This is a genomic window from Brevundimonas sp. FV1ye7S (assembly GCF_058680995.1).
In genome coordinates this window covers 731,100-750,596 of record NZ_CM178726.1, presented here as the reverse complement: position 1 = coordinate 750,596, position 19,497 = coordinate 731,100, and the positions used below count along the sequence as shown (strand labels likewise).

At 68.4% G+C, this 19,497-nt stretch carries 19 protein-coding genes; 13 read left to right on the top strand and 6 right to left on the bottom strand.

Annotated features, from left to right (window positions below; translation table 11 throughout):
- The first annotated feature begins 6 nt into the window (after positions 1-6).
- The 3 genes from ACW18C_RS03525 to ACW18C_RS03515 all read left to right on the top strand — a co-directional run bounded on the left by ACW18C_RS03525 (position 7) and on the right by ACW18C_RS03515 (position 2,855).
- Positions 7-1,824 carry an ABC-F family ATP-binding cassette domain-containing protein gene (locus ACW18C_RS03525; RefSeq protein ID WP_492072819.1) on the top strand — a complete coding sequence of 606 codons (1,818 nt, stop codon included), beginning with the start codon at positions 7-9 and terminating at the stop codon, positions 1,822-1,824.
- A gap of 63 nt (positions 1,825-1,887) precedes the next feature.
- Positions 1,888-2,082 carry a hypothetical protein gene (locus ACW18C_RS03520; RefSeq protein WP_292150176.1) on the top strand — a complete coding sequence of 65 codons (195 nt, stop codon included), beginning with the start codon at positions 1,888-1,890 and terminating at the stop codon, positions 2,080-2,082.
- Positions 2,079-2,855 carry a hypothetical protein gene (locus ACW18C_RS03515; protein WP_492072817.1) on the top strand — a complete coding sequence of 259 codons (777 nt, stop codon included), beginning with the start codon at positions 2,079-2,081 and terminating at the stop codon, positions 2,853-2,855. Before ACW18C_RS03520 ends, ACW18C_RS03515 begins: the two co-directional genes overlap by 4 nt.
- A 62-nt stretch (positions 2,856-2,917) precedes the next feature.
- Here ACW18C_RS03515 and ACW18C_RS03510 read toward each other — a convergent pair whose 3' ends face one another.
- Positions 2,918-3,097 (bottom strand): hypothetical protein, encoded by a 180-nt coding sequence (locus ACW18C_RS03510; RefSeq protein WP_292150179.1) that lies wholly within the window; start codon positions 3,095-3,097, stop codon positions 2,918-2,920.
- 29 nt (positions 3,098-3,126) lie between these two features.
- Here ACW18C_RS03510 and ACW18C_RS03505 point away from each other — a divergent pair, with 29 nt between their 5' ends.
- The 8 genes from ACW18C_RS03505 (at position 3,127) to ACW18C_RS03470 (ending at position 11,665) form a co-directional block, all read left to right on the top strand.
- On the top strand, positions 3,127-4,164 hold the full coding sequence (locus tag ACW18C_RS03505; protein WP_492072815.1) for an alpha/beta hydrolase: 1,038 nt from the start codon (positions 3,127-3,129) through the stop codon (positions 4,162-4,164).
- Between the two features lie 91 nt (positions 4,165-4,255).
- Complete coding sequence (locus tag ACW18C_RS03500) at positions 4,256-5,236, top strand: sensor histidine kinase (protein ID WP_492072814.1); 981 nt, start codon at positions 4,256-4,258, stop codon at positions 5,234-5,236.
- A gap of 607 nt (positions 5,237-5,843) precedes the next feature.
- Entirely contained in the window at positions 5,844-7,031 is a 1,188-nt protein-coding gene (locus tag ACW18C_RS03495; protein WP_492072813.1) for a TonB family protein, read from the top strand.
- 44 nt (positions 7,032-7,075) lie between these two features.
- Positions 7,076-8,119 (top strand): ABC transporter substrate-binding protein, encoded by a 1,044-nt coding sequence (locus ACW18C_RS03490; RefSeq protein WP_492072811.1) that lies wholly within the window; start codon positions 7,076-7,078, stop codon positions 8,117-8,119.
- On the top strand, positions 8,112-8,873 hold the full coding sequence (locus ACW18C_RS03485; protein WP_492072810.1) for an ABC transporter ATP-binding protein: 762 nt from the start codon (positions 8,112-8,114) through the stop codon (positions 8,871-8,873). Before ACW18C_RS03490 ends, ACW18C_RS03485 begins: the two co-directional genes overlap by 8 nt.
- Positions 8,870-9,625 (top strand): ABC transporter permease, encoded by a 756-nt coding sequence (locus ACW18C_RS03480; RefSeq protein ID WP_492072809.1) that lies wholly within the window; start codon positions 8,870-8,872, stop codon positions 9,623-9,625. The genes ACW18C_RS03485 and ACW18C_RS03480 overlap by 4 nt, the downstream gene beginning before the upstream one ends.
- Positions 9,626-9,689: 64 nt before the next feature.
- Positions 9,690-10,553 carry a hypothetical protein gene (locus tag ACW18C_RS03475; RefSeq protein ID WP_492072808.1) on the top strand — a complete coding sequence of 288 codons (864 nt, stop codon included), beginning with the start codon at positions 9,690-9,692 and terminating at the stop codon, positions 10,551-10,553.
- On the top strand, positions 10,550-11,665 hold the full coding sequence (locus ACW18C_RS03470) for a DUF2336 domain-containing protein (RefSeq protein WP_492072806.1): 1,116 nt from the start codon (positions 10,550-10,552) through the stop codon (positions 11,663-11,665). The genes ACW18C_RS03475 and ACW18C_RS03470 overlap by 4 nt, the downstream gene beginning before the upstream one ends.
- Before the next feature lie 255 nt (positions 11,666-11,920).
- Here the strand turns inward: ACW18C_RS03470 and ACW18C_RS03465 are convergent, their stop codons facing one another.
- The 3 genes from ACW18C_RS03465 to cysK form a co-directional block, all read right to left on the bottom strand.
- Complete coding sequence (locus ACW18C_RS03465; protein ID WP_008260928.1) at positions 11,921-12,349, bottom strand: Ros/MucR family transcriptional regulator; 429 nt, start codon at positions 12,347-12,349, stop codon at positions 11,921-11,923.
- 150 nt (positions 12,350-12,499) lie between these two features.
- A complete protein-coding gene (locus ACW18C_RS03460; RefSeq protein WP_035311058.1) occupies positions 12,500-13,717 on the bottom strand; it encodes a DUF2336 domain-containing protein in 1,218 nt (405 codons plus the stop codon).
- 53 nt (positions 13,718-13,770) lie between these two features.
- Positions 13,771-14,751, bottom strand: a complete 981-nt coding sequence (cysK, locus tag ACW18C_RS03455) for a cysteine synthase A (RefSeq protein WP_292150193.1) — start codon at positions 14,749-14,751, stop codon at positions 13,771-13,773.
- A 441-nt stretch (positions 14,752-15,192) separates the two neighbouring features.
- Here cysK and ACW18C_RS03450 point away from each other — a divergent pair, with 441 nt between their 5' ends.
- Positions 15,193-15,408 carry a hypothetical protein gene (locus tag ACW18C_RS03450; protein WP_492072804.1) on the top strand — a complete coding sequence of 72 codons (216 nt, stop codon included), beginning with the start codon at positions 15,193-15,195 and terminating at the stop codon, positions 15,406-15,408.
- Between the two features lie 238 nt (positions 15,409-15,646).
- Here ACW18C_RS03450 and ACW18C_RS03445 read toward each other — a convergent pair whose 3' ends face one another.
- Positions 15,647-17,578, bottom strand: a complete 1,932-nt coding sequence (locus tag ACW18C_RS03445; RefSeq protein WP_008262143.1) for a HAMP domain-containing methyl-accepting chemotaxis protein — start codon at positions 17,576-17,578, stop codon at positions 15,647-15,649.
- A gap of 159 nt (positions 17,579-17,737) precedes the next feature.
- Here ACW18C_RS03445 and ACW18C_RS03440 point away from each other — a divergent pair, with 159 nt between their 5' ends.
- The gene (locus tag ACW18C_RS03440; RefSeq protein ID WP_492072803.1) at positions 17,738-18,982 is read left to right on the top strand and encodes a carbohydrate porin; all 1,245 of its coding nucleotides are present in this window, start codon (positions 17,738-17,740) and stop codon (positions 18,980-18,982) included.
- 4 nt (positions 18,983-18,986) lie between these two features.
- Here ACW18C_RS03440 and ACW18C_RS03435 read toward each other — a convergent pair whose 3' ends face one another.
- Positions 18,987-19,469: an Lrp/AsnC family transcriptional regulator gene (locus ACW18C_RS03435; protein WP_492072802.1), complete on the bottom strand. Its 483-nt coding sequence runs from the start codon at positions 19,467-19,469 to the stop codon at positions 18,987-18,989.
- Between the last annotated feature and the right edge of the window lie 28 nt (positions 19,470-19,497).

Genomic DNA, 19,497 nt, shown 5'->3' with positions numbered 1-19,497 from the left:
CCGCCAATGGCAGCCAGACCCCCCCTCGTCGCACTCAAGGACGTCCGCCTTCAGGACGGCCAGCGCCCCCTCTTCGACGGCGTCGACCTCGCGGTCGAACCGCGCAGCCGCGCGGCCCTCGTCGGCCGCAACGGCGCCGGCAAGTCCACCCTGATGAAGGTGGTCATGGGCCTGATCGAGCCCGACAGCGGCGACCGTTCGGTCCAGTCCGCCGTCCGTTTCGCCTATGTGCCGCAGGAACCGGACATCACCGGCGAAACCCTTCTGGACTACGCCTCGTCCGGCGAGGCCGAGACCTGGACGGCCGAGAGCTGGCTGGCCACCTTCGGCCTGGATCCCGAGAAATCCACCCAAGGCCTGTCCGGCGGCGAGACCCGCCGCGCCGCCCTGGCCAAGGCCTTCGCCGAAGAGCCCGACCTGCTGCTGCTGGACGAGCCGACCAACCACCTCGACATCCTGGCCATCGAACTGCTGGAGAACGAGCTGATCCAGGCCCGGTTCGCCCTGCTGGTCGTCAGCCACGACCGCGCCTTCCTGAACCGTGTCACCAATACGGTCCACTGGCTGGAGAACCGCCGCGTCCGCACCCTGAACAAGGGCTTCGTCGAGTTCGACGAATGGTCGACCAAGGTGCAGGACGAGGAAGCCGAGGCCCTGCGCCGCCTGACCAAGACCATCGAGCGCGAGACCGTCACCTTCTACAGCTCCATCACCGCCCGCCGCAGCCGCAACGAGGGCCGCGCCCGCTCGCTGGACGCCCTGCGCGCCGAACGCGCCGAAAAGATGAAGGACGCCCCGCGCGAACTGTATCTGGGCGTCGATTCCGGCGGCACGTCGGGCAAGCTGGTCGCCGAGATCAAGGGCGTGTCCAAGGGTTTCGCCGGCCGCACCCTGTTCAAGGACCTGACCACCCGCATCATGCGCGGCGACCGCCTGGGCGTCGTCGGCCCCAACGGCGCGGGCAAGACCACCCTGGTCAAGACCCTGCTGGGCGAACTGGCCCCGGACGAGGGCACCGTCCGCATGGGCTCCAATCTGGAATCCGTCTATCTGGACCAGTCGCGCGAGGGGCTGAAGTCGGACATGACCCTGTGGGACGCCCTGACGCCGGGCGGCGGCGACAGCATCCTGGTGCGCGGCGTGTCCAAACACGTCGCCGCCTACGCCAAGGACTTCCTGTTTTCAGAGGCCCAGCTGCGCCAGCCGATCTCGACCCTGTCGGGCGGCGAGCGCAACCGCCTGCTGCTGGCCCGCGCCCTGGCCAAGCCGGCCAATCTGCTGATCCTCGACGAACCGACCAACGACCTGGACATGGACACGCTCGACAAGCTGGAAGAGCTGCTCGAGAACTATGACGGCACCCTGATCCTGGTCAGCCACGACCGCGACTTCATCGACCGGCTGTCCACCTCGACCCTGGCCCTCAACGGCCGCGGCGACATCGTCGAGACCCCCGGCGGCTGGACCGACTTCATCCGCCAGAACCCCGGCTTCCTGCGCCCCGGCGCCAATCCCCGCCCTCAGGACAAGGCCGCCGCCCAGCGCGCCGCCGAGGCCCCGCCCCCCGCCGTCGCCGCCAAGAAGGTCGGCAAGCTGACCTTCAAGGACGCCCACCGCCTGAAGGAGCTGGAGGCCCTGATCGACGCCCTGCCCGGCCAGATCGCCAAACACGACGCGACGCTGGCCGACCCCGGCCTCTACGCCCGCGATCCCAAGGCCTTCGACGCCGCCATGAAGGCCGCCGACAAGGCCCGCGCCGACCTGGAATCCGCCGAACTGGAATGGCTGGAGCTGGAAGAAAAGAAGGCGGCGCTGGCGGGGTGAGGGCTGGAAATACAGTGCTCACGCCCTCATATCATGGTAGACTTGCCAGCAGAGGAGAGTGACATGTCGTCGATGCAGATCGCTTCCGAACAGACTTTGCAGGCCGGTCGGAAGATCATCGAACAATATGGCAGTTGGTCTGCGGCCATCGCCAAGGGTGATCGACGCGCAGACGGCGTAGTGGTGCTTCCACCGCCCTCTCCTGCCCCTACGCCCGACCCTGTAAAGATGGAAATCAAGACGTCGGCTGACGCTTGACCATAACTCTGGGCATAGCCTGGGCGCTGTTCATTCTCGCGCCGGGGCTTGCTGTCTTCGCCGCCCTCTACACGTCCGACGGTGGGGTGGTCTCGCCAGCGCCACCCGCGCCCAATTCGTTCACGGCCTTATCAGTCGTCATTTTCGGCGCCTTGGCGGCCCATGCCGTAGGCGCAGGCCTATTCGCCCTGAACGACGTCATCAGCCTGTTTTGGAGTCCTTTGGAAGTTCCTTGGAATCCCAATCCCTACGCCTATTTCCTATCGGCCCGCCCTGCGGTGGACCGCTATCTCGGCCTAGAAATCTGCTTCCTTCTAGCCCTGCTACTTTCGCTCTCAGCCGCCGCCTATGCCGCAGTTCGTCACACGGTCGATCAAGATGAGAAGGTCAGCGTCAAGCGAAGACGTCTCGATCCGCCTGAGCCGCCCACGCCCCTTTTTCGGTTTCTCTATGGAAGCTGGGCCGCCATTCTGACCCAGTTAAGTCCCGAGCCAGATTACGATAAACACCTCGCCGCCTATATCGTGACGGATATGGAGGCTGAGAAAGGCTGGATCGGCTACGAAGGCGAAGTCGAGGGCGTCGCCTTGGATACCGACAAACAGATCGTGGCGCTGACCCTACGCAATTGTCAGGCGTTCAAACTCCAACCGACCAAGGACAACCTCAACCACCAAGTGATCGCTCGGGCGGCCGCCATTCCGTTGCTCATGATTGATCGGTCACAGATCAAGAACGTGGCGCTTCAGGTTGTCTTCCAGCAGAAGCCGTAGCATCCTCAAAGACCTTTATATCCTAGCCAAGCATACGCCTCTGGCGGATTGAAGACCGCAGCCTATACTTCCGTCTCTCTATCCATTTCAGTAGGGAGCTTAGGCCCCTTGCGGCGGTTCTGCATGACGCCCACGGCGATGAAGGCGACGAGGCCGAAGGCGAACCACAGGCCGAAATCCTTGGTCAACAGGCCGATCAGCCCGAAGATCAGAAGCACGCCGAACGGAGTGAGCTTTTTCATGGCGTCGACCTTATGGCGGATTTCAGCGTTTGGCGAGTTGGCCGGCGCCGGCGCCTCTTGAAACCAATCCCGCCGTCACCCACTCCACTGACATGACCCTGCGCACCCATGTCGTCGATTTCGCCCCCGCCCAGCAGGCGGCCGTGCGGCGGATCAACGCTGTCCTGGCCCGGGCGCCGCGCCTGCGCACCGACGCCTGGCGGATCGACGCCGGGCAGCGGCTGTCGCTGTGGCTGGACGCGGCGGCCGGGGCGATCACCGTGCCGCGCCTGCGCAAGCGCGGCGTCACGGTCGAGATCGTGCAGACGGAAGGCGACCAGCCCGTCCCTTTGCGCATCCTGCGGCCCGAAGGTCCGCCTCGCGCCGTCATCCTGGACATCCATGGCGGCGGCTGGGTGCTGGGCAGCGCCGGGCTGAACGACCGGCTGAACGCCCATCTGGCCCGCCACGGCTTCTGCGTCGTCTCGGTGGACTATCGCCTGCTGTCCGAGCGGCGCGGAATCTATATCGAGGCCGCCATATCCGACTGTCTGGCCGCCGCCCACTGGACCGTGACCAATGTGGACCGGCTGGGCGCGGCGACCGTCTTCCTGACCGGCGAATCCGCCGGCGCCCATCTGGCGGCCCTGACCGCCGTGGCCCTGCGCGACCAGGGGCTGATCGACCTGGTCAAGGGCTGCGTCTTCACCTACGGCGTCTTCGACCTGTCGGGCACGGAAAGCGTCCGCTCGGCCGACCCCGACACCCTGCTGTTCAACGGTCCCACGATGCAGGCCGACCTGGCCCGCCTGGCGCCCGAGCGCGACGAGGCGGGCCTGCGCCGTTCCGACGTCTCGCCCCTGTACGCCGACCTGACCGGCATGCCGCCCGCCCTGTTCCTGGCCGGCGAATACGACCCGCTGTTCGAGGACAGCCTGTTGATGGCGACCCGCTGGGGCGAGGCGTCCGAGGCCGACCTGATCCGCGTGCCGGAAGTCCCCCACGGCTTCCTGCATTTCGGCGGCCCGGCCGCGCGGGGGGCGCGGGGGGCCGTCCGCGCCTGGCTCAACGGACGCCTGAAGTCATAAGGAAAATTCCCGATTGTAGGACTGAGGGATTTCACCTACCTCCAGAGACTTGAGCGCCGCGTGATGCGGGCATTGGGGGAGAAGTAAGCCTTTGAACCCGGACCTGTTTCGTCGCCCCCCCTTTGGCTATGGTCTGGCGATCTGCATCTGGCTGACGGCGCTCGGGATCCGCATGGCCCTGGCCGACTGGTTCCCGCCCGGCTTCCCCTATCTGACCTTCTTCCCGGCCGTGGTGGTCGTGGCCTATTTCGCCGGACTGTGGCCCGCGATCCTGACTGCCGTCCTGTCAGGTCTCAGCGCCTGGTGGTTCTGGATCGGCGCGCCCGGTTTCGACTTGAGCTTGGCGACGGGGATGGCCCTGGCTTTTTACGTCTTCGTCATCGCCGTCGACATCTTCTTCATCATCGGCATGAACTCCGCGACCGACAATCTGCGGCGCGAGGTGGCGCGCAACGCCGCCCTGGCCGAGAGCCGCGACCTGCTGCTGAAAGAGGTCCAGCACCGCGTCTCCAACAATATCCAGGTGGTCAGCGCACTGCTGCGGCTCGAAGCCGGGATGTCGAAGGATCCCGCCGCCCGTCGCGCCCTCTCCGACGCCTCGGCGCGCACCGCCATGATCGCCAATGTGCAGCGCAGCCTGCTCGACGCCGACGGCGCGGCGGCGCCATTCGACGACCTGGCGCGCCGGCTGGTCTGCGACGCCCTGAACGCCGCCGGCCGCACCGACGTGGCCGTCGTGGTCGAGGAAGCCCGGCACGCCCTGACGGCGGACGAGGCCACGCCGGTCGTCCTGATCCTGCTGGAATGCGTCAACAACGCCCTGGAACACGCCTTCCCCGACCGTCCCGGCCGCATCCACGTCCGCCTGTATGAGCAGGGGGCGGAACGCCGCCTGGAGGTGCGCGACGACGGCGCCGGACCGCCGCCGGGCTTCGATCCCGCCAAGGGACGCAGCCTGGGCCTGCGCATCGTCCTCGGCCTGACGGATCAGCTTCACGGCCGCTTCAGCATCGTCGACGCCGCCCCCGGCGCCCTGTGCGTTCTCAGCTACCCAAAGCCCGCCGCGCACTGACGTCGCGTTTCTGTGGACAACACAAACCGCTGATACGCCAAGGCGAATTTGATCCGTCCACCGATGTTCACAGGCTTGTCCACCGCCGCCGGGCCAATCGTGCACATCGGGGCGAGTTCGGGCGCTTGCCTCATACCGGGTTTCGCGAGAACGTCAACGGGCCGAGGGACACGGCGGCGCGGAAATCGGGGGAGACCCCGGCCTCAAGCGAACCGGCCCGGCTCTCCGACCCGGCGTGATCGGGCGATCTTCGGATCGTAACGTGCGTCAGGCGGGATCCACGGCCCCGGTCTTTTGACGGTCTCAGGATCGACGAAGACGGGGGAACCGGATCGGGATCGACGGACGACGCGGCCGCAAGGCCGTGGAACGCCAGAGACCCGGAGCGCGACAGGATACAGCCGACCGCCCTTTCGGGTTCGCTCGAAACGGCGCTGAGGCCAGGGTCCGACCCAGCCGGCCAAGTCCAACCCGGACTTGGCGAGGGGACGAAGTCGACGGGTTTCCCGAACGCTTCGTCCCCTCGCTCAATTGGGGCCGAATTCACAGACTTACGCTAGACAGACGCCGCCCCATCTGCACCCATGCCGTGCAGTTGGAGATCGTCATGCGCGCATTACAGACCGCCCTGTGCATCCTGGCCGCCGGCGCCGTAACGACGGCCGGTTCGGCGAAGGCCGACCCACGGCTGCAGGACGCGGGGCCGCCCCCACCGACGCCCTCGCCCATCAGCGTCAGGTCCGGCGCCCTGATCGGGCCGGCCCCGTCGGTCGAGAACACCATCCTGCAGCTGCCACAGGCCGAAGCGACGTGCGAAGGCCTCGCGGTTCAGCCCCTCTACAGCGAAGCCCTGCCGGCGCAGCAGTCCGCGCGACGAGGTGTGTCCGACGCAGAGACGATCCTGGCCTTCTCGGTCGCGTCGGATGGGCGCACGATGGATATCCGTCCCGCCGACGCAGCCCCCGCAGCCTTCGACACCCTGCAGGCTGGCCTCGCCGCCTGGCGGTTTCCCGCCCAAGCGCGCAAGGATTGCCGCCTGACGATCCGCTGGCGCAGCGTTCGACTGGACGAGGCGGAAGTCCCGGACCTGCTGAACTATTTCGCCGTCACCCGGACCACCGGGGCCCTGCGCGACGCCGTGGCGAAACGCCTGGGCGGACAGGGCGCCGACTGCGGCGACCGGTTCGGCGGCCGCCGACCGGACACGGTTGTGTTTCCCGACTTTGAAAAAGGGCGCAAGCCCCCGCCCGGCGGCCGCAGTTGGTCCGTGACCCGCTGGAACATCGACGCCGATGGCCGCGCGACCGACGTCGAGACTCTCGGCTCGTCCGGCGACGTAGACCTGGACTCCGAGGCTCGCCGTGCGGCGGCCGAGACCCGGATGCAGCCCGGACCGGCCCGGACCGGCTGTGTCTACAATCTCTATCGCTCGGGCGGGACCCTGGCGGCTCCGCCGCTGACGCCGGAAGATCAGCGTGAAGACCCGCTGCAGCAATGCCCGCCGGCCGTCGCAGACCGGTTCGCCGTTCGGGCCAATCCCGTATTTCCGACCGTCTTCAACGAGCGCTCCATCGAGGGCTGGGCGTTGATCCGCTTCGACATCGCTCCCTGGGGCCAGATCGGCAACGTCTCGGTGATCGAGGCCCAGCCGGCCGCCACCTTCGGCGTCGACGCCCTGCGGCTGGTGCAGTCCAGCCAGGCCACGCCGGGGTTCGAGGCCGGCGTCCGGTGCGTTGTTCCCGTCCGCTACAAGCTGCAGGACGAGACGGCCGCGACCGACGTGGATCAGAACTGAACCCCCGCCTTCCCAAGGCCTGCATCCCCTCGTAAAGCAGGGCCATGATCCAGCTTGGGAATCGCCTGCTGACCCGTCGCCGCGCCCTGCTCGCGGGCGGCGCGGCCGTGGTCGGAGGGGCGGCGCTGGGCTTGCGCGCCTGCGATCGATCAGAGGCGCCGGTGGACGAACAGGGCCGGGTGCGGCTGCGTTTCGCCACCGACTGGCGGGCTCAGGCCGAACAGGGCGGCTTCTATCAGGCCCTGGCGACCGGCGCCTATGAGAAGCGCGGCCTGAACGTCCAGATCGTCCAGGGCGGGCCGGGCGTGAACGTGCCGCAACTGCTGGCCTCGGGCGCCGTCGAACTGGGCATGGGGTCCAACAGCTTCATCCCGATGAACCTGGTCGCGGCCGGGGCGCCCGTTAAGGCCGTCGCCGCCTTCTTCCAGAAGGATCCCCAGGTCCTGATCGCCCACCCGGACCCCGCGCTGGAGACCATCGCCGATCTGAAGGGCCGGCCCTTCCTTCTGGCCGACGCCTCGATCAACGCCTTCTGGGTCTGGCTGAAGGCCAAATACGGCTTCACCGACGACCAGGTGCGCAAATACACCTTCAACCTGGCGCCCTTCCTGGCCGACGAGCGGGCGGTGCAGCAGGGCTATCTGACCAGCGAACCCTACACCATCGAGCAGGAGGCGGGGTTCGAGCCCAAGGTCTTCCTGCTGGCCGACGAAGGCTATCCCTCCTACGCCGCCATGATCCTGGCGCCCAACGCCTTCGCGCGGGACAACGCCACGGCCCTGCGCAGCTTCATCGCCGCCTCGGCCGAGGGCTGGCGCGACTATCTGCGCGGCGATGCGGCGCCGGGCGACGCCCTGATCCGCAAGGACAATCCGGAAATGACCCAGGCCATCCTGGACCAGGCCCGGCAGAAGCTGCGCGACAACGCCATCGTCGACGGGGGCGACGCCGCCCTATACGGCCTGGGCGCCATGACGGCCGACCGCTGGCAGGCCTTCTTCGAGGTGGTCAGCCAGGCGGGGGTGTTCGACCCCGGCCTGAACTGGCGCGAGGCCTTCACCGACAACTATCTGCCGGGCCGTGGCTGATCCCATCGCCGCGCTGCGGGGGGTGACGGTCGATCTTGCCGGCCGCGCCCCGCTTGGCCCCATCGACCTGAGCGTGGCGCGGGGCGAGATCGTCGCCCTGGTCGGGGCCTCGGGCGCCGGCAAGTCCACCACCCTGCGCCTGCTGGCCGGGCTTCAGACGCCCAGCCGGGGCGAGGTGATCCGCGCCCTGGGGGTCGGCCGCACCGGCTTCGTCTTCCAGAGCCCGACCCTGATGCCCTGGGCCGAGGCCCTGACCAATGTCGCCCTGCCGCTGGAGCTGGCGGGCGTGGCCCGACCCCAGGCCCGTTCACGCGCGGCCCAGGCCCTGGGCGCCGTCGGCCTGGGCGACCGGCCGGACGCCCGGCCGTCGCAGCTGTCCGGCGGCATGGCGATGCGCGTCGCCCTGGCCCGCGCCCTGATCACCGCCCCCGACCTGCTGTTGCTGGACGAACCCTTCGCCGCCCTGGACAGCGTCACCCGCCGCCGCCTGATCGAGGATCTGCACGCCCTTTGGGCAGCCGCCGAGCCCCGGCCCGCCATGGTCTTCGTCACCCATGATGTCGAGGAGGCCGTCTATCTGGCCCAGCGGGTCGTGGTGCTGGCCGCCGCGACCGGGCGGCCCGTCGCGGACCTGCCGACGCCCGGCCCCCTGCCCCGCCCCGCCCGCTGGCGCGCCGATCCCGCCTATCGCCAGACGGTCGAGGCGATCGCAGACGCGCTGGAGGCGGCCATGCGCCTTGAGACGACGACATGAGACGCCTGGCGGAACTGGGGCCGCCCCTGCTTCTGGCCGTCCTGCTGCTGGCGGTGTGGGAGGCGGCCTGTCGCCTGCTGGACCTGCCCGTCTATTTCCTGCCGCCGCCCAGCGCGGTGGCCGTGGCCCTGGCCGAGGCGGGGCCGCGTCTGGCCGCCTCGGCCTGGATCACCTTCGGCATGGCGGTTCAGGCCCTGGTCCTGGCCGGGCTGGTCGGCGGGGGCCTGGCCCTGGCGGTGTCCCTGCACCCGGCGGCGGAGCGGGCCGTGCGGCCTCTGGCCGTGGCGCTTCAGGTCACGCCGGTCGTGGCCGTCGCCCCCCTGGTGCTGATCTGGGCCGGGCTGGACCACGCCGACCGGGCCGTGGTGGCCCTGGCGGCCGTCGTCGCCTTCTTCCCGCTGTTCTCGGGAATTCTGACCGGGCTGAAGTCGGCCGATCCCGACCTGGAGCGGCTGTTCGACCTGTATGGCGCCACGCCCCTGCAAAGACTGTGGCGGCTGCGCCTGCCCTCGGCCCTTCCGTTCGCGCTGGAGGGTCTGCGGGTCGCGGCGGGCCTTGCGGTCATCGGCGCCGTGGTGGCCGAATTCGTCTCGGGCTCGGGCGCGACACAGGGTCTGGCCTGGCGGCTGCTGGAGGCGGGCAACCGCCTGCGCACGGCGGAAATGCTGGCCGGCGTCCTGTGTCTGACCCTGCTGGGCCTGGTGCTGAACGCCGCTGTCGGGGTGATCGGACGATTCCTGTTGCGCCGTTAGCGACGGGTTAAGCGATATCCGCCTAGGCTGGGGGTTGTCTTTTTGTTCGTGCGAGACCCGCCCCTTGCGACACGCCCTGATCCTGTCGACCGCCCTGATCGCCGCCTGCGCGGCGTCGGGCGCCGCCATGGCTCAATCTTCGGCGAGCGGCGCAGGCGGCCTGCGCTACCTGTCCTGGCCGGGCAAGCCGCCGGTGGCGCAGGGCGCTGCGCCGACGCTGCGCCGCATCCCGCAGCCGACCCCGGTCGTCGCCGCCGTCGATACGCCCGTCAGCTTCATCCCGCCGGCCCGTCTGCCGACCCCGGCGCCGGCGTCGAAGCCCACGCCGCATCGTGGCCTGACGCCGGCCAGCGACTGGATCGCGCCCGTGCCGACGATGGCGACGACGCCCCAGCACTATGTCGCCGCGCCGCCCCCTGTTCAGGCCGAAACCGTCGTCGCAGCCCAGGCCCCGGCGCCCGCACAGTCGCCGGTCCAGGCCCAGCCACACACCCAGACTCAGGCCCAGGCCGAAGCCGCGCCTGAGCCCGCCTTCGATCCGATGGCCCCGCGACGCGACGCGCCGATCTTCCGCCTCCAGCGCCAGACGACCGCCCAGACCGCGCCCGAAACTGCGGCCCAGGCCCAGGGCGGGACCAAGGGTGAGACCGGGGCTGAGACCGCCTCCGCCGCGCCGCCCGCCATGCTCCAAGCGGCCCTCGCCCCGGTCCAGGGCGCGCGCTTCTATTCGGTCCATCGTCAGGCCGGCCATCAGCCGGACCGGATCAACCCGGTCCAGCCCATCTATCTCGACGCCCTGCCGGTGGAGATGACCCAGACCCCGTCGTCCGCCGACCTGGCGCAACCCGACGGTCCGCCCGCCCTGCAGCGCAACAGCGACGGCTCAGTCCGGGCCATGCCCCAGACCACGGGGGACGACCTGCCATGACCGAACCCTCCGCCGAAGAACGGGCCATCATCATGGGCTCGCGCCTGCCCGATCTGATCGCCCTGGCCAACGAGGCCTCCAGCGAGAAGCGCCGGCTGCTGCTGCGCGAACTGACCGACCACTTCCTGGGCGGCGTCGAGCACAGCGTGGCCGAGACCGAGCTTTACGGCTCCGTCCTCGAAACCCTGTCGGAGGAGATGGAGACGGCCGTCCGCGCGGAACTGGCCGCCCGTTTCGCCGAGGCGCCCAACGCCCCGGCCAGCCTGATCCGGCGCCTGGCCGAGGATCAGATCGACGTCGCCGGGCCGGTCCTGCGCGCCTCGACCGTCCTGACCGACGCAGACCTGATCGACGTGGTCAGCCGCCAGGGCCAGGACCACATGCGCGCCGTCTCCGGCCGTACCGAGGTGTCCGAGGCCGTGTCCGAGATCATCGTCGAACGCGGCGACGACCACACCCTGGGCGTCCTGCTGCGCAACGACGGCGCCCAGCTGTCGCGCGCCGCGTCCGAGACTGCGGTCGAGCGCGCCAAGAACAACCCCGACCTCCACGCCCCGGCGGTCGAGCGCAAGAGCCTGCCCGCCGACCTGCTGAACGACATGTATTTCGTCGTCGAGGCCCGGCTGCGTCACCAGATCCTGGAACAGAACGCCCAGATGGACCCGGACCTGCTGGAGGCCGCCCTGGCCGCCGGGCGCACCCGTGTCGCCACCGACGACGGCGCCCTGCCGGCCGACTACGCCGAAAGCCTGGCCTATGTCGACGAGTTGCACGCCGCCAACCAGCTGACCCCGCAGGTGCTGATCCGCTTCCTGCGCTCCAAGGGCCGCACGGCCTTCCTGGTCGCCCTGTCGCGCCTTTCGGACGTCGATTTCCACACCGCCCGCAACATTGTGGACCGGCGCGACCTGGACGCCCTGTCGATCATCTGCAAGGCGGCCGACATCGATCGGGCGATCTTCCTGACCTACGCCGTGTCGCTTCTGGGCGGGGATTCCAATCCGATGGGCCGGGCCGCCGCCTATGGCCGGATGTACGGCGAACTGACCCGCGACGCCGCCCAGCGCACCCTGCGCTTCTGGCGCATGCGCCGCGTCGCCCAGGCGGCCTAAAACGCACGATTTCTCCCTCCCCCTGCGGGGGAGGGCGTCGCGCCAGCGACGGGGCGGGGGCGGCCAGGCAAAAGCGCGCGCGTCTTAATGCAGGCCCCACCCGTCCCAGTCTGAATCGATCTGCCTCGCGTCGCCCGGCCCGGCCCACCCGGCTTCGCTCCGCTACGCCCCCCCTCCCCCGCAGGGGGAGGGAGATCAAACAAAAACGCCCGCCTCCTTGCGGAGGCGGGCGCTTTCCACCGGTAAGGACCGGGCTTACTTCTTGGCGCGGGCGACGCGGGCCGGCTTGCGGCCGCCCTGGCCCAGGCCCATCTGCTTGGCCAGTTCCGAACGGGCCTTGGCGTAGTTCGGGGCGACCATGGGATAGTCTTTCGGCAGACCCCATTTGGCGCGGTAATCTTCGGGGCTCATGTCGTACTTGGTGCGCAGGTGGCGCTTCAGCGACTTGAACTTGCGACCGTCCTCCAGACAGATCAGGAAGTCGGCGTTGATCGACTTGCGGATCGGCACGGCCGGTTCCTTGGGTTCCGGCGGAACCTCCACGGGACCGTTGGAGACGCCCGACAGAGCGGCGTGAATATTGGCGATCAGCGCCGGCAGGGCTTCCGCCGTCACCGTGTTGTTGCCGACATAGGCCGACACGATGTCAGCGGTCATTTCCAGCAGTTCGGGCTTCTCGTCCATTCGCGGCGTCTCTTTCATAATCTATTTGCTTCGACTGAAACGCCAGCCGAACCTACCCTTCCGGCTCTTAGGGTTGTTTGACTGCAAAAGCAATCCGGGCGTTATGCGAACGACAAGGCTCTATATAACCACACTTGTGGTCATGCTGACCTAGCGTTTCAAGTCTTCGGTCAGGACCATCATGGCTGCACGTTCCGGCGCCGAATATTCATCGATCACCTCATCCTCGCCCTCCCGAATCGCACGCAGGAGACTGGGTGTCAGGGCCGATGACAGAGACCAGTTCCAGTAACGCAATACGGTCTGCGCCCGATCCACGGCCAACATTTCATACGTGATCTGCACACGTTCAAGGTCAGGATGCAGGCCGCCGTCGGCCGTCGTCTCCGGCCGACGCATCGAGCGCCACAGATTCAGCAGGTCCGCACGCGACAGACCCGTCGCCTTGCACAGGATCGCCAGGGGTTCGCCGCCCGGATCCCCCAGGATCTTTGCGCCGGTCAAGGGTTTGACGCCCGCCAGGAAGGCGATCTCCGACGCCGTCTCGCGCGACAGGCCGTCTTGCGCCGCCACCGACAGGGCGTGTTCCAGCCCGTCAAAGGGGCTCTTGTCGATGGCCGCGCGGTTGCGCTGGCGTCGCTCGATGAACTGCAGGGCCTTGCGCGCGACGGGGTCCGACCAGCCCTCGGCCGCGGCCATGGCGAAGACGTCCTCGGACACCTCCTGCATCACCTCGCGCGACACGGCGAACCGCTGCAGGATGGTGCGCCGGTCGTCCGGGCCGCACCACCAGAACATCACATAGGCGCCGGCCGGTCTCAGCTCGGGCCGTTTCAGCAGCAGGCCGGACAGTTTCGGATGCGTCCGGCTGAGGCCGACCACGGCCTCGACCCCGACCTGGGACAGGCGGGCGGTGGGGTTGCGCAGCACCGCCTCCATCACCTCCATCTCGCCGAAGCCGAACAGGGTTTCGGTGACGATCTCGGACAGACCGCGACGCTCGGCCATGATCAGCCGATGCTCGGGTCCCGCGTCCCGCGCACACCCGACCAGATCCGCGTCGCTCAGGGACGCGCACTGTTCGATCAGCAGACGGGCGACCTCGGGCTCGTCGCGCAGCAGCAGCCGCGCGACGCTGCTGGGCAGTTCGGCCAGGGGCGCCAGCCGCGCCGCCACGCGCCGACGCTCCTCCGTCGATCCCAGCCGCAGCATCTCGACCAGCAGGTCGCCGGTCACGGCCCGTTCGAAAGCGTTGATCCGGCTGGCCGGTAGGGAGACGACGTCGGCCAGCCGCTTCAGCAACGCATGGCGCGCCTTCAGCGACGGCGGAGCCGCCTCTTCGTCATTCAGGGCCGACGCCTGGGTCATGGCGCCAAGACTAGGGTCTCAGAGTTAACCCGACGTATCAGCGACGCTCGGCTTTACAGGCCCTCGAAAAGCGCCGTCGACAGATAGCGTTCGGCGAAGGACGGGATGATGACCACGATGGTCTTGCCCGCATTCTCGTCGCGGGCGGCCAGGCGGAAGGCCGCCGTCAGGGCCGCGCCCGAGCTGATGCCGACCGGGATTCCCTCGACGCGGGCCGCCTTGCGGGCCATGTCGAAACTCTCGTCGTTCGACACCTGTTCGATCCCGTCCACGACCGAGGCGTCATAGATGGCGGGGGTGAAGCCCGCGCCTATGCCCTGGATCTTGTGCGGGCCGGGCGCGCCGCCCGACAGGACCGGCGAAGCCTCGGGCTCGACCGCGATCATCCGGATCGAGGCCTTGCGGGCCTTCAGCGCCTGACCGACGCCCGAGATGGTGCCGCCGGTGCCGACCCCGGCCACCACCATGTCCACGACGCCGTCGGTGTCGTTCCAGATCTCCTCGGCTGTGGTCGCGCGGTGAATGGCGGGATTGGCCAGGTTCTCGAACTGCGACGGGATCACCGCATTGGGGGTGGTCTCCAGCAGTTCCTGGGCGCGGGCGATGGCGCCCTTCATCCCCTTCTCGGCCGGGGTCAGCTCCAGCTGGGCGCCCAGCAGGGCCAGCATCTTGCGCCGCTCGATCGACATGCTCTCGGGCATGCACAGGATCAGTTTCAGACCCTTGGCGGCGGCGACGAAGGCCAGGGCGATGCCGGTGTTGCCGCTGGTCGGTTCGATCAGCACCGTGTCGGCCTTGATCCTGCCCGCATCCTCCAGCGCCTCGACCATGGCCACCCCGATCCGGTCCTTGACCGAGGCGATGGGGTTGAAGAACTCCAGCTTGGCCAGCACGGTGGCCTTGGCCCCGTATTCGGCCGACAGGCGCGGCAGCCGCACCAGGGGGGTGTCGCCGATGGTGTCGATGATCGAGTCATAGACCTTGCCCCGCCCCTTCTTCAGATGGCGGGACGCGTCGTAGCTGAAGTCGGACATGGGGGCTCCGGTAAGGTCGGGTCGTTCAGGGTCCGTAACAGACAGGCGGCGAGATCGATCCGCAAGGGGGCGAGCGCGATGATTTCTGTCGCCCGTCTTCAGATCCGGCGCCGCTTACGACCGGCCTAGCCGAAGAAAACCCCGAACATCGCGATGCCGAACAGGACGACGATGCCGACGAATGAAACACCGGCGGCGAAAGCGCCAAGACCGGGGACGATCATAAGGAGGCGGTCGGACGACTTGCTGGATATTCGTCCAACCCAACGACGGGGTCGTGAGCGTCGAACCCAAGGGCTCCTCTATCGGGAGTAGCGTTCGTCCAGGACCTAGTCGCCGTTCACGCAATTTTGAAGTGTGTTTACGATTATTTAAGGTTGCGCCAAACTAGCATGAATGCCGTCATGTGAACGGGGGATCATCTCCCGCTTGGAGGACTACATGATCAAGAAGCTCATCGTCGCTGCCACCTTCGCAGGTTCAATGTTGATCGGCGTTCCGGTCGCTAACGCCAGCCCTCTCTCCTGTTCGTTCGCACTCGGCGCAGCTTTGGCGCAATGCGGCTCGGATGATATAGCGACCACTATAGGTTGCGAAAATGCCGCATACTTCGAATACACTCGCTGTATGGAACTTGAGGCCGAGATTAAATCCTGACCTCGCGGCCCGCTCTCTTGGGAGGGCGGGCCTTTCGTCGTTCTGCCGTCTCCTTGAGCCAGATTCTATCGTAAGCGCTATCGCCTGCGCTACTTCGACCAAGCTCTCCGCAGTGAGACCGGTGAAGCCGTCCACGCGGGGTCGGTCGTCAGGAGGGCGAACAGGTCGGCTTCAACCGCGAAATCATCCGCTTCTTCAGTCAGACCCTGTCGCCGACGGCGGGCCCGGGAGGAAGTCTCTAGAAGGACTCCCACCCGTCCGCGTCGGGCTCCGACGCAGGCGCCAGGGCCGCGCCGCCGCGGCCGACGGTCTTCAGGGCGGCCACGGTGCGGGCGGGAGAGGCGGCGGGCCGGGCCGGAGCCGGAGCGGGGGCTGAGGCGGCGGGGCGCGCGCCGACACGGAAACGGGACACGGCGGCGGCCAGACCATCGGCCTCCTGGGACAGGGAGTGGCTGGCGGCGGTGGACTGTTCGACCATGGCCGCATTCTGCTGCGTCATCTGGTCCATCTGATTGACCGCCGTATTGACCTGCTGCAGCCCTGTCGCCTGTTCGGCGGCGGACGAGGAGATCTCAGTCACCAGGCCTTCGATCTGGGCGACATGGGCCACGATCCGGTCCAGCGCCTGACCGGTTTCGGTCACCAGTTTCACGCCCGACCCGACCTGCACGGTCGATTGGGTGATCAAACCCTTGATCTCCTTGGCCGCCTCGGCCGAACGTTCGGCCAGAGCCCGCACTTCCGACGCCACCACGGCGAAGCCCCGGCCGCTTTCGCCCGCCCGCGCCGCCTCGACCCCGGCGTTCAGGGCCAGCAGATTGGTCTGGAAGGCGATCTCGTCGATGACGCCGATGATCTGGTTGATCTGGGCCGACGAGCGTTCGATCTCTCCCATGGCGGCGACGGCGTCGCGCACCACCGCGCCGCTCTTGTCGGCGTCGTCGCGCGCCGCCTGGACCGCGCCGGCGGCCTGGATCGCCCCAGCAGCGGTGGCTTTGACGGTCGCTGTGACCTCGTCCAGGGCGGCGGCGGTCTCTTCCAGACTGGCCGCCTGTTGTTCGGTGCGGCGCGACAGGTCGTCGGCGGCCTTGGCGATCTCGGCGGCGCCGGCGTTGATCGCGCCCGTATTGGCGGCGATGGTGCCGATGGCCTCCTGCAACCCCTCGACGGCGGCGTTGAAATTAGTCCGCAGCTGTTCGTAGGCGGGCGGGAAGGCGTCGGTGATGCGCACCGTCAGGTCGGCCTGGGCCAGGGAGTCCAGCCCGCGGGTCAGTCCGGTGACGACGATCGCCTGCTCACGGGCGGCGGCCTCGCGCGACTGGTCGCCGACCGCGCGGTCCTCTTCCTCCTTCGCCCGGCGCCGGCCGGCCTCGGCCGCCTCGGCCTCGGCGCGGGCGACGATCAGGGCCTGGATGTCGACGACGGCGCGGGCGATGTCCCCGATCTCGTCCTTGCGGCGGGCCTCGCCCAGCTTCACCTCGGTCTGGCCCTGGGCCATGGCGCGCAGGCCCCCGGTCAGGCGGCGGATCGGCGCCACCAGGCCGCGCGACCCCGCCAGGATCAGGCTGATGCTGATCAGCAGGCTGGCGAGCACGGCGGCCATCATCACCATCTGTCCGGTCCTGGCCTCAGCCTCGGCGGCGGCGCGGTTCTTCTCGGCCGCGGCTTCGATCCTGTCGGCCGCCGCGCTCATGGCGGTCTCCAGGGCCGTGAACTGGGTCAGGAAGTCGGTCATGCCGCCCTGGGCCGCGACCGGATCGTTGGCGGCGAGTTCGACCATACGGGCCGCCGCCGCGATATAGGCCTGAAGCGGCGCCTCGACCGCCTTCAGGGCCGCCTGGATCTCCGGGTCCGTCGCCAGGGCGTTGTTTTCCGCAATGGCCTGTTCGAAGATTTCGCGGTGCTCGGCCAGATCGGCCGTCACCGCATCAATATCGACGCCGTTGGCGGGATCCTTGGCCAGCATGGCGCCGAACACATCGGAGCGCAGGGCGTCATGCATCATGTCGGCCTGCATGTGGTTGCGCAGCACGCTCGACGACACCGACGCCCGCTCCAGCGCCCCGGCCAGCTTGGCGTTCATCACCAGACCGACGCCCGCCGTGCCCACGGAAAGCAGCAGGACGATGATCCCCGTGGCCGTGACCTTCTTGCCTATCGTCCAGATCATGACCGCTCCCGCCAACCTGACATTCCTTCGAACCGCGGTACACGAATTCTGGTTAATGCAAGATTTTCGGCCGCCTACGTCGTTTCCTCGTGGTCGCTTAAGGACGATTTTCATTCCGCCGGGATTACGCCGCTCTTTGAACAGAACGGACGTATGGCCATGCAGAACGCTAAGCCCTCGGTTTTCAAACCCCTCGTCGCGGCGGTCGCCGCTGCCTGCGCCGCAATGGGCGCCGCAATGGGCGCCGCCCCGGCCCAGGCCCAAGACCAGGCCCAGGATCAGGCCCGCGCGGCGGACCCGGACTGGACCCTGTCGGCGGAATATACGGCCGATGTCTCGGGCGTGGTGTCAGGCGGCGCGAAACGGGCGGGCCGGTATCTGGACAATCTGAGCGTCGAACTGGACGGCGATCTGGAACAGGCCTGGGGCTGGCGCGGCGCGCGACTGCATATGTCCGGCCTCTATAACGGCGGGGGCGAGCCCAACGCCCTGGCCGGAACCCTGCAGGGCGTCGACAATATCGAGGTGGCGGCCCAGGGCGCCCGCCTGTTCGAGGCCTGGATCGAACAGGATCTGGGCGGATCGGCGACGCTTCTGGCCGGCCTGTACGACCTCAACAGCGAATTCTACGCCACCGAGGCCTCGGGCCTGCTGATCTCGCCGCCGTTCGGCATCGGCTCCGAACTGGCCTCGACCGGCCCGAACGGCCCGGCCATCTTCCCCTCCTCGTCCCTGGCCGCGCGGCTACGGGTCGGCGACACCGACGGAACCTATGTCCAAGCCGCCGTCGTCAACGCCGACGCCCGCACCTTCGGCGATCACGGCGGGGTGGACACGGACCTGGACCACGGCGTCCTGGCCATCGCCGAGTTCGGCAGCCACGCCCCACTCCCCTCCGGCCCCGTCCGCTACGCCTTCGGCGTCTGGCGCTACAACCAGCGTCAGGACGACATCCGCGACCTGACCCCCGACGGCGACCCCGCCCACAGCATCGCCCAGGGCGCCTACGTCCTGGCCGAGGGTCAGGTCTGGGGCGCCGCCGCCCCCGACGGCCCCCAGGTCGACGCCTTCGCCCGCCTGGGCGTGTCCGACGGCGACACCACCGACTTCAAGGGCGGCTGGCAGGCCGGCGTCCTGGTGCGCCAGGTCTTCGCCGCCCGCCCCGACAGCCAGCTGTCCTTCGGCCTTCACCAGGGCTGGCTGTCCGACAAGGCCCGCGCCAACCTGACCGACACGCCCGCCGACCCCGCCCGCTACGAAGAGGGTCTGGAGCTGACCTACGCCGACCGCATCGGCCGTTTCACGATCCAGCCCGACATCCAGCTGATCCGCGATCCCGGCGGCCTGAAGGACGTCGATGACGTGGTGGTGGTGTCGCTGCGGGTGATCACGCCGCTGTTCTGAACCTCTAGGGTTGCAGCACCACGCGGGCGGGATCGAAGCCGACGACCTCGCGGATCACGATCATGCTCTTGAAGCCGCGCACGCCCTTTTCGGGGATCAGTTCGCGGATGCCGAAGGCTTCGTAATCCTGCATCGAGCGCACGGCGACGGTCAGCAGATAGTCGGTTTCGCCCGTCACGTCCCAGGCGCCCTGGACCTCGGGACTGGCCCTCATGGCGTGCTGGAAGGCCTCCATCACCTTGCGGTCCTGGGTGTTCATCTCGACCTGGACATGGAGGACGATGCGCGGCTCGACGCGAGCGGGATCAATCACGGCGACGTCGGCGACGATGACGCCCTCGGCCCGCAGCCGACGCAGGCGGCGCAGCACGGCGGATTCCGACAGGCCCACCGCCTCGGCCGTCACCCGCGCCGGCTCAAGATTGTTGCGCCGGACGCGCGCCAACAGCCTATGGTCGAAATCGTCAAGGGTGACGAAATTCGTCATTTTATGGCCTTTCATGACGAAATCCGGC

What these genes read in the sequence shown, in the direction of transcription:
- ACW18C_RS03525 (WP_492072819.1), top strand. Translation starts at nt 7, where the DNA reads ATGGCAGCCAGACCCCCCCTCGTCGCACTCAAGGACGTCCGCCTTCAG.
- ACW18C_RS03520 (WP_292150176.1), top strand. Translation starts at nt 1,888, where the DNA reads ATGTCGTCGATGCAGATCGCTTCCGAACAGACTTTGCAGGCCGGTCGG.
- ACW18C_RS03510 (WP_292150179.1), bottom strand. Translation starts at nt 3,097, where the DNA reads ATGAAAAAGCTCACTCCGTTCGGCGTGCTTCTGATCTTCGGGCTGATC.
- ACW18C_RS03495 (WP_492072813.1), top strand. Translation starts at nt 5,844, where the DNA reads ATGCGCGCATTACAGACCGCCCTGTGCATCCTGGCCGCCGGCGCCGTA.
- ACW18C_RS03490 (WP_492072811.1), top strand. Translation starts at nt 7,076, where the DNA reads ATGATCCAGCTTGGGAATCGCCTGCTGACCCGTCGCCGCGCCCTGCTC.
- ACW18C_RS03480 (WP_492072809.1), top strand. Translation starts at nt 8,870, where the DNA reads ATGAGACGCCTGGCGGAACTGGGGCCGCCCCTGCTTCTGGCCGTCCTG.
- ACW18C_RS03470 (WP_492072806.1), top strand. Translation starts at nt 10,550, where the DNA reads ATGACCGAACCCTCCGCCGAAGAACGGGCCATCATCATGGGCTCGCGC.
- ACW18C_RS03465 (WP_008260928.1), bottom strand. Translation starts at nt 12,349, where the DNA reads ATGGACGAGAAGCCCGAACTGCTGGAAATGACCGCTGACATCGTGTCG.
- ACW18C_RS03460 (WP_035311058.1), bottom strand. Translation starts at nt 13,717, where the DNA reads ATGACCCAGGCGTCGGCCCTGAATGACGAAGAGGCGGCTCCGCCGTCG.
- cysK (WP_292150193.1), bottom strand. Translation starts at nt 14,751, where the DNA reads ATGTCCGACTTCAGCTACGACGCGTCCCGCCATCTGAAGAAGGGGCGG.
- ACW18C_RS03450 (WP_492072804.1), top strand. Translation starts at nt 15,193, where the DNA reads ATGATCAAGAAGCTCATCGTCGCTGCCACCTTCGCAGGTTCAATGTTG.
- ACW18C_RS03445 (WP_008262143.1), bottom strand. Translation starts at nt 17,578, where the DNA reads ATGATCTGGACGATAGGCAAGAAGGTCACGGCCACGGGGATCATCGTC.
- ACW18C_RS03440 (WP_492072803.1), top strand. Translation starts at nt 17,738, where the DNA reads ATGCAGAACGCTAAGCCCTCGGTTTTCAAACCCCTCGTCGCGGCGGTC.
- ACW18C_RS03435 (WP_492072802.1), bottom strand. Translation starts at nt 19,469, where the DNA reads ATGACGAATTTCGTCACCCTTGACGATTTCGACCATAGGCTGTTGGCG.